Origin of the sequence: Candidatus Megaera polyxenophila (genome assembly GCF_029982035.1) — a bacterium.
Lineage (GTDB): Bacteria > Pseudomonadota > Alphaproteobacteria > Rickettsiales > Rickettsiaceae > Megaera > Megaera polyxenophila.
The window spans coordinates 377,501-389,031 of the sequence record NZ_CP104166.1; the positions used below are offsets into that span (position 1 = coordinate 377,501).

Sequence of the window (11,531 nt, forward strand, 5' to 3'; positions counted from 1 at the left end):
GTTCAGGAAATTTTGGCGGCAGCGAAAGACCAAATTGCCATGATTATTCTTTTTGGTTCTTATGCTAAAGGGACGTGGGTGCGGGACTGGTATGTTGAAGGGCATATAACCTATAGCTATGAAAGCGATCTGGATATTCTGATAGTAACTAAAAGCCCGAAATATCGCGGTCCTAAAGGGGCTTCTTTTGAGTCGGATTTAACCAAACGCCTTGAACGCAAAGGCTTAAGGGGGAAGACATTCGGAGCGCCTTGGGTAACTTTTGTTGTTGAGCCGATAAAATACCTTAATCAGCAGCTTGAGAAGAACCAGTATTTTTTCTCGGATATAAAAAAAGAGGGAATACTGCTTTACGATAGCGGTGAATTTACTTTAGCTGAACCTAAAGATTTAAACTTGGAAGAGAGAAAGCAAATAGCTAAAGACGATTTTGATGTTTGGTTTGGAAGTGGTACGGAGTTTTTATTAGGTGTTGATTTTTATACTAAGCAGGCCCTGCTTACTAAAGCAGCCTTTCTGCTTCATCAGGCAACTGAAAGCTTCTACTCTGCAATTCTGCTGGTATTTACCGGTTATAAACCTAGACTCCATGATATTGAGAAATTAGGTAGCCTGGCTAGTAATTATAGCGACGAATTGCTCAAAATATTCCCGCGGGATACTAAAGAGCAGGAGGAAAAATTCGTTTTGCTTAAATCAGCTTACACCGAAGCTCGTTATAATAAAAATTATAAAATCACCGAAGAACAGCTAGTATACTTAATCAAACGAGTAGAGAAATTAAAATCAGTAACAGAAGAAATTTGCACGAGGCGAATAAATGAAATCAAATAAGCCTGCTATAGCTGCAGAAATGCAGGCCTATGTTTGCTTTTTTCTACAATTAATGTAATTATATATAGAAATTTCTATAGAAGCGCAGCCATAAAAACTTTCTAATTAAAATTCGAGTCAGATGAAAACTTCTCTTCCTGAAAATTCTTTAGTAATAAAAGAAAGGCTGGATGCTATTGTTCAGGAAATTCTGGCGGTAGCAAAAGATCAGGTAGCGATGATTATCCTTTTTGGTTCTTATGCGAAAGGGACTTGGGTACGGGATTGGTATGTCGAAGGGCATATAACCTATAGCTATGAAAGTGATCTGGATATTCTAGTGGTAACTAAAAGTCCGAAATATCGTGGCCCTAAAGGCGCTTCTTTTGAATCGGATTTAACCAAACGCCTTGAACGCAAAGGCTTAAGGGGGAAGACATTCGGAGCGCCTTGGGTAACCTTTGTGGTTGAGCCGATAAAATACCTTAATCAGCAGCTGGAGAAAAGCCAGTATTTTTTCTCGGATATTAAAAAAGAGGGAATACTGCTTTATGATAGCGGTGAATTTACTTTAGCTGAACCGAAAGATTTAAAACAGGAGGAGAGAAAGCAAATAGCTAAAGACGATTTTGAGCAATGGTTTTATAGGGGAACAGAGTTTTTTATAGAGTGTAAATATCCATTAGAAAGAGGTAATTATCCCTTATCAGCTTTTCTGCTTCATCAAGCAACTGAAAGCTTCTACTCTGCAATTCTGCTGGTATTTACTGGCTATAAACCAAGGTTGCATGATATTGAAAAGCTTGGTAGCCTAGCTAGCAATTATAGTGATGAATTGCTTAAAATATTCCCGCGAGATACTAAAGAGCAGGAGGAGATATTTGTTTTGCTTAAATCAGCTTACACTGAAGCCCGTTACAATAAAAATTATAAAATCACTGAAGAGCAGCTGCTTTGCTTAATAAATAGGATTGAGAAATTAAAATCAGTAACAGAAGAGATCTGCACGAGGCGAATAAATGAAATCAAATAAACCTACTGTAACTGCAGAAATGCAGGCCTATGTTTGCTTTTTTTTGCAGTTAATGTAATTATATATAAAAACTCTTTAAAAATTATTGCTAATGAAATACTTGGATAAAATTGCTGAATTTATAGTAACTGCCTGTTATATAGGCAAAATAAAAATTGCTCCGGGAACTTTTGGCTCTCTTATTGCCTTTCCGATATGCTATATAATAATGGATTTTAGCTTAAAGCACCAAGTTGTTTTTTACATATCAGGGTATAACCCGAATGAGCAGCAATTTTTAAGTGTTTTTTTAATAGAGATACTTGCTACTATTATTCTATTTTTTGCCGGTACTTATTTTACAAAAATATATATTAAAGATACAAAGGAACAAGACCCTAAAGAAGTTGTTATTGATGAGGTAGTTGGGCAAATGCTGGCCATAATATTAACCTCTTTTTCCGTAATCTTTGTGTATAGTTCTTCTATGCCACAAAAAATTGATGCAGCTTATATTGATTTTATTTTTCTGTTTTTGATGCCGTTTGTTTTATTTAGAGCATTTGATATTCTTAAGCCCTGGCCGATAAATTGGCTTGACTCTAATATTAAGGGAGCGCTTGGAGTAATGATCGATGACGTAGCAGCAGCCTTATTTGCTGTCGTGTGTCAATATGTTATAGTTTTCTTTATCATAAACTTTTTTCCTCCGGTTGTTTAACGTTTTGAGTGTAAAATACCTTTAAATAGCTTTAAAACCAAGCATATAACGCTTATCGTAAACCAATAATTGTATAAATCAACTCTTGTAAATTGTTATAAATTTACTTATGGTTGTAATTTATAACAAAAAATAAATATTCTATGAAAGAACATAAAGCTAAAGAGTTTTTTGGGTCAGCTTCTAAAGATTATGAAGGGTTAATTCGTAAAACTAGCGGTGATTTACGTCTAGTGAAAGCGCCGGCTATGGATATCATAAAGCTTGCAAAAGCCATTAAAGATAATAATGAAAAGGTTAGAGTGCTAGATTTGTCTTTTAATGAAATAGGAGACAAAGGAATACTAGAGGTGGCTTTTGCATTAAAGGGCAACAAAACTATTCAATCTTTGAGCTTTGCCGCTACTAAAATAGGTGATTCAGGTGATGGTGGATTTGCAGTTATCGGCTCTTTATCAGATATACTTAAAAAATCTCCTCTTGAAAGCTTAGATTTATCTTTAAATATATTAGGTGCTAAAAGCTTGTTTTTCTTATATCAATGTTTACAAGGAAAATCCACTATAACTCAGCTGAATTTATCGGCTGTTAAGGTTGATTACGAAGGGTTAGCCAATATAACTGTGTTGGCGGCAACCCTGCCAAATATTAAAAAATTGAGTTTATCTGATAGTAGTATTACTGAAGGGAGGTGGACGGGTTTAAATGGGCTAATTGAAACTAGTAAAACCATTACCAGTTTAGATTTATCTTATAATCCTATAAATATTGAATCTTTAAAAGATATATCGATTAAATTAAAATCTAATACTACCCTTTCTAATTTGAAATTATCTTTTACTAGTGAAAAACTAGGCAAATATAAACAAATTCTTGAAGATTTTAATGTGCCCAAAAAACCTGGAAAATACATACAAGAGCTTATAAATAGTTCAGATATTGAAATAGTTCAGAAAACCGATATTTTCTATTTAATATTATCTTACCTCAGTTCGGGATAAGCGCGTAGTTTAGAGATAAATCAAAACTATAATTTATTGAAGGTTTATTTTTTTTAAAGCAATATGATATAAACGTGGATAGTATATGCACAAAGGCATTGATTGGTGATCTATGTCTCGTGTGTTCAAGGTTCATTTTATTTTTTAAATAATCAAATACAGTTTCAATTATATTTCGTTTGCGTAGTAAGATTTTTTCGTTTAAATCCATTAATTTATTTGGCATATTCTTTTTAATTCCATGCACCATTTTCAATCCTCTTTCATATAAATTAATGAATAGATTTTGCTTAATATAACCTTTGTCGGCGTATATAAAACCAGTTAAATCCGTTGTTAGATCAAGCACAGGAACTCTATCATCTACGTTTCCCTTAGTCATTTTTAGCGCGATAAATTCACCTTTTTCGTTGATCACTAAATGTAATTTAAACCCATAAAAAAAGCCCATAGATGATTTGCCTTGCTTGGCAAGCCCAGCAAATGTTTTATTCCTATAGCGTCTTTTATTGTGGCAGATTTTGATTGCGGTAGTATCCATAAAATATGTGCCAGTTTCTTCGCCAAATAACATATGCAAAAGTATATTAAACGGTAAAAATAATCTAGACATTAGTTCTACAAAACGGTTATAACTTAAGGCATTCGGAAAATCGTTTTTGTGGATATACTCTATACAAGTTTTGTAAAAATATTTAAAGTTCTTTGCATGAGACGTATGATACATTACCATGATCGTCATAATCTCGCTCAAGCTCATACTACATAAGCGATTTCGCTGTTTATTGCCAGGTAATAATTGCTTTTTTTCGTAACCAGAGTAAATTTGGCAAAAATCATCTATAAAGCTGTACAATTCCGTGATATCTTTTTTCATGCCTGTGGTTGCCATTTTTTGTTAAAAAAGAGCTTTATCACAGGCATCACCATCTTGCAACCCTTGTATCTACTATATATTTATGCAATCCTTATCCCGAACTGGGGTATCTTATGTGGCGGAAGTAACTACAATTAATTTTGTCCATTACATAAAATCCCAGAATGTTCCAGGTTTAATAGAAGGGGACGCCATTTTGGAATTTGATCTTCCTACTACCAGTACTATAGAACTGGTAGGGGAAGATGCCGAAGTAGACAGTTAAGGGGTAATTTCATTTTCTGTGTAGACTGTGGAACGGTAAAAATACTAATAGAAGAGGATTCGGCCCTAGAAAGGTCTAAATGTTTCGTTAAACACACACACAATTTTTTTTCCGGCCCGAAGAGTAAGTTTTGGAAATACCTGTTCTATGATAATAAAATTATTGTTCTTTGGGTCTAATTTGAAATTGACCATAGATTCTCTTAAATCTTCATCTACCGCAAAAATGGCGGGGATTTCCATATTCTTGTCCCTGAATTGTATGTAAGTAAACTGGCCATCATCGAAAATCTTAATTGGGGCAATTTCTTCATTACCGCTAATCGAGTAATAAAAATTAAATTTTTCCGGGTGGCTGAGATCAGGTTCAGCGATGCCAGTGGCGGCACTGCTAGAAAAAGTCCTAACATGATCTTCTTCTTCCTCATCTGGATATAAAAACTTAACATTAAATACCATTTCAGGATCTCTTATATCTGTGGTTTCCTGAGCATATAGTTCAAAAAAATAAGTTCTTTTATTAGTAATAAGGGTCATATTGGTCGTTGCATCCGGTTCCATCGGTTTTATAAAAATCCTAGATCCAGCTGGTACTATTTGCCAAGAGGTTGTATCACCCATCGAAATACTAACAACTTCCTCGCCATTACCAAGCTCTATACTTGCTTGATACCCATAATAACCAGTAAATTTAAATACATCGTTGGGGTTATATACCATTACCCTGATTCTAGAATCTATAGGCGTGGGCCTCGATTCTCTTATTGCAAAAGCATTTAAACTAAAAAATAACAAAGCAATAAAGGTTAAGAGATTTTTCATATTATTTCTTTTTTTTATCTTCTAGCAGTTGCGGCTGATAATCAGTGACTGCAAAATTAAATCTTGATCCAGGAGGTGAGTTAGTGTCTATTTGATCAATTTCGTACTCTACTACAACCCGCCAAATCATATCTTCGACAATTTCTCCATTGCCATTTCTAGCAATTGAGAGGAATTTAATTTCAGTTTTTGTATCGCTCAAAAAGCGTGAGGATATTATGGATATAGTTCTTTTTATATCTTTTTGATATAGTAGTACCGGAGAGGAGACGTTATTTATATTCATAAAATTATAGAACCTTCTAAAAACAATCCTCGTCGAATTGTTTTTGATGTAAATAAATTGCTTTTTGAGGTTATTATAATCGTATGTTTCTCTTTGGGTTACGTAGTTTCTAAGCATTATATCGGCGATTGAAGCGAGAGGGTTATTATCTATTTGTTCCGCATTAATAATTTGAGCGGATTTGTTTTCGCCGGATTCCGTTAGAATAGAATATCTAATAGGTGTGATAATTGGGAATAAGTTATAAATATTTATTATAATGATCGTAAACAAAATTAATATTGTGGCAGTCAATATAAAGAGAAGAGATCTGTGAGAAAACGGGTGGAGATATTTGTATTTATACCAATTTTGTGTATCAATAAAATATTCGCCGGATTCAACGTAGGTTTTTAACGATTTATAAAAAAGTTCCATAGGGTTTATATATTACTATATCACAAAGACTACATATCCCGTTTCTTAAGAGAATTTCTTAAATACGTTATCATTCTATAAACTTTTAGATCGAAATCGTATATATTTATGCAACTAAGTTTTTTATTTAATGAAATAACTTCTTATTGTTGCAGCTACAGCATATAAAACTTGTGCTGAGTAATATGGTTATCTAATTAGTGAATTACTGGGTATATACCTAACTTTTAAATTCAACTTGATATTGAAGCTGTTATTGTGTAAATCTGCAACAAAATCTATGGTAACTTTTTTGACAATGCAGGATATAAATTATAATAGAGAAATTAACTTGTACTATAAGTAATTTAAGAGTTATGATCTTCCACAGATAAAAAATTTAACTTAAGTTTCTAATATTTTACAATAAAGCTTAGTATCTTGTGATTATGAAAAAATTTTTTAGAACTTTTTTGCTAATGTTTCTTTTTTATGGTTTATATTCATGTACGCCCTCTGCTCCTTATGAGATCACAAGTCCTTGTGTAGCAGGGGATTCAGATAATCCATATTCAATAAGCCCTTGTGTAAGAGTGCCAGTAAATATAGGTTATATCGTTACTTAAAAACATTAGGTTTATTAAGTAGTTAAATGCTGCGGATGTTTAGAATGGCATTGCATAAGTAATCAGGTATTAATCTAAACAAGTTAAAACGTTAAAGATTGCCATTAATACCTTGAGGGAAAAAGCATTAGTATGCTCTATAATTTGGTCAAATCTTCTTCTGTTATATTATCGTCAAAAGCATTTTCTTCAAAATTTAGATTGTCTTCGTCGTCAAATATGAGTGCGTTTTCATCTGAAATATCTATTTCATCAGAAATAGTTTCCTGACTTTCTGCATGTAGGTTTTCGTCTTCTACGAAGTCTATTTTATTTCGAGTCTGAAGACTACCAATCAATTCTTCTCGTAGTTGTGGTATATCCAGATTTTTGGCAGCAATTTCACGCAATGCTACTACGGCGTTTTTATCGTTATCTCTTTCTATTGTTATAGGAGAACCACAACTTATTGACTTTGCTCTTTGAGCTGCAAGCGATACTAGCTCAAACCTATTAGTAATTTGTTCAACACAATCTTCAACTGTTACTCTGGCCATAACCTCAAAATATTTTCGAATTAATAACACTTATTCTAATATATTTTGTTTATTCCTACAAGAAAAATAACCATTCAAATTGCTGGTGTATTACTAAATGCCTTTATTATAATAACTTTAATTAAATTTCTTAGGTGATTTTTAGTTGATATCGATGTATATTGCAGCCAACGGCTTAATTACATTACGAAGACAATACTCACATGAACAAATTATCATTTCAGCAAATCATATTAGAATTACAAAATTTTTGGCAAGACTATGGTTGTGCTATTTTGCAGCCTTATGATGTGGAAATGGGAGCTGGTACGTTTCATCCGGCAACGGTTTTGCGCTGTCTTGGGCCTAATCCATGGAATGTAGCTTATGTTCAGCCTTCACGCCGTCCTACAGATAGTAGATATGCAGAACATCCAAATAGGATGCAGCATTATTACCAGTTTCAAGTTATTTTAAAACCATCCCCTGATGATATTCAAGATCTTTATCTGGAGAGTCTAAAGAAGTTAGGTATTGATAGCAAAATCAATGATATAAGATTTGTAGAAGATGATTGGGAATCTCCAACACTTGGCGCTTCAGGCCTAGGGTGGGAGGTGTGGTGTAATGGGATGGAAGTCTCGCAATTTACCTATATGCAGCAAATAGGGGGAATAGATTGCCGGCCGATAGCTGGAGAAATTACATACGGTCTAGAAAGACTTGCTCTTTATATTCAAGGGGTTGATGCTGTAAAGGATCTGGATTGGAACGGTCAAAAAGGTGATAAAGCCCTAACTTATGGACAGGTCGATTTTGAAGCTGAAAAGCAGTTTTCAAAGTTTAATCTCGAATTAGCCGATGTAGAAATGCTAACCAGGCATTTTGTTGATTCAGAAAACCAATGTAAGCAGTTAATAGCAGCAGTCCTGCCTATACCGGCTTATGATTATTGCATTAAGGCAAGCCACTTATTTAATTTATTAAATGCCAGAGGTGTAATTAGCGTAACAGAGCGCGCTGCTTATATTGCAAGGGTAAGAAACCTAGCAAAAATAACTTGTGAGAAATGGCTTGAAATTCAGGGGTGCTAATTTATGAGCGAATTATTGATAGAATTATTTTGTGAAGAAATCCCAGCAATGATGCAGGCAAGAGCAGAGACAGCCTATCTTGACATTTTTAAGAAATATTTTCAGGAAAAAGAAATTGTCTTTGAGGAAATTAAGATATTTACCGGCCCAAGGAGAATAGCAATTTTTGTAAATGGGGTTGCTAAAGAAATTAAAGGTAAGTTTATTTCTATCAAAGGGCCAAGAACAGATAGCTTGCCGGTTGCAATTGAAGGGTTTTGTAAATCTAATGATATTAGCAAAGCTGACTTGATTGTAAGAGAAGTAAAAGGGGTAGAATGTTATTTTTATGAAAAAGAAATAGCTAGCCAGCCTACCAAATTAGCTCTCCTTGATAGTTTAACTCATCCAATTTTAGAATATGTTTGGCCAAAATCAATGTATTGGTCTGATTATAAAATAAAATGGGTCAGGCCGCTGAAAAATATTTTATGTGTGTTTGATGGCGAAGTAATACCTTTCAAATTAGGCCATTTAACTGCTAATAATATTACTTTTGGCCATAGGTTCATGAGTCCAAAGCAAATATCGGTTAAGGATTTTGCTGGATACAAAAAAGATTTAGAAGAAAATTTTGTTATTTTAGACCGAGAGGAAAGAAAAGCTATAATCAGTAATGATATTAGAGAAAAAATAGAGATTCTAAGTAAAAAATATAAAACTAATTATCTAGCAAAAGACGATCCAGCTCTACTTGAAGAAGTTGCTGGTCTTGCAGAATATCCAGTCGTATTATGCGGAAGAATAGAAGATCGATTCCTAGAATTGCCAAGCGAAGTATTGGTTAGTTCTATGAGGACTCATCAAAAATATTTTAGCCTTTTTGGACAAACTAAATTTAGTGAAAAAGGAGAAGTGTTTGATACTACTAAAAAAGAATTTTTTGTTCCTTTTTTCCTGTTTGTTAGCAATATAAAGTCGCCTGATGATAATATAATTATTAAAGGTAATGAAAAAGTGCTATCGGCTAGGCTTTCTGACGCCCTGTATTTTTACCAACAGGATTTAAAAAAACCGCTTCTAGATTCTTTAAACAAGCTAGATAAAGTTATTTTTCATGCAAAACTAGGCTCTATGAAGCAGAAGACGGCCCGGTTGGCTCAGTTAACCAAGTATATTACTTCACATTTTCAGCAGAAAGAAGCAGAAGATGCGGCATTACTTTGTAAGAGTGATCTAGTATCGGAAATGGTCGGCGAATTTCCAGAGTTACAAGGAATAATGGGTTATTACTACGCAATAGCTGAAGGGAGAGATAAAAAAATAGCAATAGCAATTCGAGACCATTATAAACCTCGAGGTTCTTCTGATTCTATTCCCGGTGATCCTAATCTTGGTGGAGATGCGTCAGCAGTGCTGGCACTAGCGGACAAAATTGATAGTTTATGTGGTTTAATGTTAGCCGGAGAAAAACCGACCAGTTCAAAAGATCCTTATGGGCTTCGTAGGTTGGCCCTTGGTATTATAAGAATTATTCTAGAGAATCGACTTGAACAGGATTTGAAAAAGTTAATCGAGCATAGTTGTGACCTTTACCCTAAGGGAGTAAATAGTAATTCTGAAGATGCTGACCAAATTATTAGCTTTATTGAAGACCGGGTAAAAAATTATTTCAAAGAGGAATTTGATCTGGCACGAGTCAATGCAGTTGTAAATTGCCGACTAGAACCTTCCTTGTGTAGTATAAAATGGAAACTAGAAGCATTAAATAGTTTTTTGGATACTGAAGATGGCAAGACCTCGTTAAATTCCTATAAAAGAGCAAGTAACATCCTTGGTAGTGCTAAATTAAATGGGGAAATAAATACCAATTTACTCCACCGGGAGGAAGAAAAAAAATTACTGGAATTTCTAAAATTAGCAACTCCTAAAATTGACTCTCTAATAGAGGAGAAGATGTTTTCAGAGAGTTTGAAGGAACTCGCAAAGGTAAATAACTTGATAGGTAATTTTTTTGATAATGTTATGGTGATGGATAGTGATGCAAAAATTGCTAATAACAGGTTACTGCTACTTGCTCGGACAAAGCAGCTATTTAATAAGGTAGCCAATTTTGATCAGTTATAAGGTTTTATGAAGGATTTGGCAATAATTGCGGAAGCTGTAAAACTTATCCAAGCTGGTGAATTAGTGGCCTTTCCAACCGAAACAGTGTATGGACTTGGGGCAAATGCTTTTAACGAGGAGGCTTGCCTTAAAATATATCAGGCTAAGGGGAGGCCAAGTAATAATCCGCTAATAGTTCATGTTGCAAGTCTAGAGCAAGCAGAGGAGTTGGCAATTTTTAATAAGGAAGCTTATTTGCTTAGTAAATTATGGCCTGGTCCTCTAACTATGGTATTACCAAGAAGAAATAGCAGTAGGTTAGCAGAATGCGTAACAGCCGGATTATCTACTGTTGCAATTAGAGTACCGGCTCATAGAGTTGCTCGTGATTTAATAATCCAAAGCGGAGTACCAATTGCAGCTCCAAGCGCTAATAAGTCAGGGTATTTAAGCCCAACCTCACATAGGCACGTAAAAGCTGGTTTCAAAAGTGAGAGCGTATTTGTTATTGACTCAGAAACCACTACTAAATATGGACTCGAATCGACAATTATTGATCTTTCAACCTCAGTGCCTACCATCTTGCGCTTTGGTTTTATTACTCCGCAAATAATAGAACAAATAATTGATAGGCAGGTGGAAATTGCTACAAAATCTTCAGCCATAAAAGCTCCAGGTATGATGTATACTCATTATGCCCCTAAAACCCCCATAAGAATTAATGCAATATCTTTAGAAGAAGGAGAAATAGGGCTCAATTTCGGCGGTAGTAAATTAAATTCTAAAGGATCTTTAAATTTAAGTCCTACTGGCGATTTAGCAATAGCAGCGGCAAATTTATTTAGCTATTTACACACACTTGATGATTATGCGAGGGTAAATTCACTCCAGAGAATTGCAATTGCACCGATTCCGAATGAATCTATAGGACTTGCTATTAATGATCGTCTTATTAGAGCTACTTTCTAAAAACAATTAATCAATTGTTTTTGTTAATGTGCTGTTTTAGGTTTAACTTA

General features: G+C 34.3%; 13 protein-coding genes (1 of these 13 cut by a window edge). 9 read left to right on the forward strand and 4 right to left on the reverse strand.

The genetic code is table 11. From position 1 onward, the window contains the following. From N3Z16_RS01920 to N3Z16_RS01935, 4 genes are all read left to right on the forward strand, one after another. A protein-coding gene (locus N3Z16_RS01920; protein ID WP_282486528.1) for a HEPN domain-containing protein crosses the window boundary here: on the forward strand, positions 1-834 show its 3' portion. It extends 57 nt beyond the left edge of the window; only the last 834 of its 891 coding nucleotides appear in the window; the start codon falls outside the window, past its left edge; it ends in the stop codon at positions 832-834. Positions 835-955: 121 nt separating this feature from the next. Next, a complete protein-coding gene (locus N3Z16_RS01925) occupies positions 956-1,846 on the forward strand; it encodes a HEPN domain-containing protein (RefSeq protein WP_282486530.1) in 891 nt (296 codons plus the stop codon). Positions 1,847-1,937: 91 nt separating this feature from the next. After that, positions 1,938-2,546, forward strand: a complete 609-nt coding sequence (locus tag N3Z16_RS01930; RefSeq protein WP_223939002.1) for a phosphatidylglycerophosphatase A family protein — start codon at positions 1,938-1,940, stop codon at positions 2,544-2,546. 143 nt (positions 2,547-2,689) lie between these two features. After that, the gene (locus N3Z16_RS01935) at positions 2,690-3,547 is read left to right on the forward strand and encodes a leucine-rich repeat domain-containing protein (RefSeq protein ID WP_282486531.1); all 858 of its coding nucleotides are present in this window, start codon (positions 2,690-2,692) and stop codon (positions 3,545-3,547) included. Here N3Z16_RS01935 and N3Z16_RS01940 read toward each other — a convergent pair. Then, complete coding sequence (locus N3Z16_RS01940) at positions 3,534-4,424, reverse strand: IS982 family transposase (RefSeq protein WP_341850339.1); 891 nt, start codon at positions 4,422-4,424, stop codon at positions 3,534-3,536. The genes N3Z16_RS01935 and N3Z16_RS01940 overlap by 14 nt on opposite strands. 115 nt (positions 4,425-4,539) lie before the next feature. Between N3Z16_RS01940 and N3Z16_RS01945 the strand changes: the two genes are divergently transcribed. Beyond that, positions 4,540-4,689, forward strand: a complete 150-nt coding sequence (locus tag N3Z16_RS01945) for a hypothetical protein (RefSeq protein WP_282486532.1) — start codon at positions 4,540-4,542, stop codon at positions 4,687-4,689. Between the two features lie 65 nt (positions 4,690-4,754). Here N3Z16_RS01945 and virB9 read toward each other — a convergent pair whose 3' ends face one another. Both virB9 and N3Z16_RS01955 read right to left on the reverse strand, forming a co-directional pair. After that, positions 4,755-5,510: a P-type conjugative transfer protein VirB9 gene (virB9, locus tag N3Z16_RS01950; protein ID WP_282486533.1), complete on the reverse strand. Its 756-nt coding sequence runs from the start codon at positions 5,508-5,510 to the stop codon at positions 4,755-4,757. Between the two features lies 1 nt (position 5,511). Further along, a complete protein-coding gene (locus tag N3Z16_RS01955; RefSeq protein ID WP_223938999.1) occupies positions 5,512-6,213 on the reverse strand; it encodes a VirB8/TrbF family protein in 702 nt (233 codons plus the stop codon). A gap of 428 nt (positions 6,214-6,641) precedes the next feature. On the opposite strand from N3Z16_RS01955, the gene N3Z16_RS01960 reads away from it, so the two are divergent. Then, positions 6,642-6,818 carry a DUF2706 domain-containing protein gene (locus N3Z16_RS01960; protein WP_410519480.1) on the forward strand — a complete coding sequence of 59 codons (177 nt, stop codon included), beginning with the start codon at positions 6,642-6,644 and terminating at the stop codon, positions 6,816-6,818. Between the two features lie 137 nt (positions 6,819-6,955). Here the strand turns inward: N3Z16_RS01960 and rpoZ are convergent, their stop codons facing one another. After that, positions 6,956-7,354 (reverse strand): DNA-directed RNA polymerase subunit omega, encoded by a 399-nt coding sequence (gene rpoZ, locus N3Z16_RS10830; RefSeq protein WP_341850334.1) that lies wholly within the window; start codon positions 7,352-7,354, stop codon positions 6,956-6,958. A gap of 203 nt (positions 7,355-7,557) precedes the next feature. Here rpoZ and N3Z16_RS01970 point away from each other — a divergent pair, with 203 nt between their 5' ends. The 3 genes from N3Z16_RS01970 to N3Z16_RS01980 are packed head-to-tail and all read left to right on the forward strand — an operon-like array spanning position 7,558 to position 11,481. Further along, positions 7,558-8,427, forward strand: coding sequence for a glycine--tRNA ligase subunit alpha (locus N3Z16_RS01970; RefSeq protein ID WP_282486534.1), 870 nt, complete (start codon positions 7,558-7,560; stop codon positions 8,425-8,427). A 3-nt stretch (positions 8,428-8,430) separates the two neighbouring features. Beyond that, positions 8,431-10,533, forward strand: coding sequence for a glycine--tRNA ligase subunit beta (gene glyS / locus N3Z16_RS01975; protein WP_282486535.1), 2,103 nt, complete (start codon positions 8,431-8,433; stop codon positions 10,531-10,533). A gap of 21 nt (positions 10,534-10,554) precedes the next feature. Next, positions 10,555-11,481 (forward strand): L-threonylcarbamoyladenylate synthase, encoded by a 927-nt coding sequence (locus tag N3Z16_RS01980; protein ID WP_282486936.1) that lies wholly within the window; start codon positions 10,555-10,557, stop codon positions 11,479-11,481. The last annotated feature ends 50 nt before the right edge of the window (positions 11,482-11,531 follow it).

What these genes read in the sequence shown, in the direction of transcription:
- N3Z16_RS01940 (WP_341850339.1), bottom strand. Translation starts at nt 4,424, where the DNA reads ATGAAAAAAGATATCACGGAATTGTACAGCTTTATAGATGATTTTTGC.
- N3Z16_RS01955 (WP_223938999.1), bottom strand. Translation starts at nt 6,213, where the DNA reads ATGGAACTTTTTTATAAATCGTTAAAAACCTACGTTGAATCCGGCGAA.
- glyS (WP_282486535.1), top strand. Translation starts at nt 8,431, where the DNA reads ATGAGCGAATTATTGATAGAATTATTTTGTGAAGAAATCCCAGCAATG.
- N3Z16_RS01970 (WP_282486534.1), top strand. Translation starts at nt 7,558, where the DNA reads ATGAACAAATTATCATTTCAGCAAATCATATTAGAATTACAAAATTTT.
- N3Z16_RS01930 (WP_223939002.1), top strand. Translation starts at nt 1,938, where the DNA reads ATGAAATACTTGGATAAAATTGCTGAATTTATAGTAACTGCCTGTTAT.
- rpoZ (WP_341850334.1), bottom strand. Translation starts at nt 7,354, where the DNA reads ATGGCCAGAGTAACAGTTGAAGATTGTGTTGAACAAATTACTAATAGG.
- N3Z16_RS01935 (WP_282486531.1), top strand. Translation starts at nt 2,690, where the DNA reads ATGAAAGAACATAAAGCTAAAGAGTTTTTTGGGTCAGCTTCTAAAGAT.
- N3Z16_RS01960 (WP_410519480.1), top strand. Translation starts at nt 6,642, where the DNA reads ATGAAAAAATTTTTTAGAACTTTTTTGCTAATGTTTCTTTTTTATGGT.
- virB9 (WP_282486533.1), bottom strand. Translation starts at nt 5,510, where the DNA reads ATGAAAAATCTCTTAACCTTTATTGCTTTGTTATTTTTTAGTTTAAAT.
- N3Z16_RS01925 (WP_282486530.1), top strand. Translation starts at nt 956, where the DNA reads ATGAAAACTTCTCTTCCTGAAAATTCTTTAGTAATAAAAGAAAGGCTG.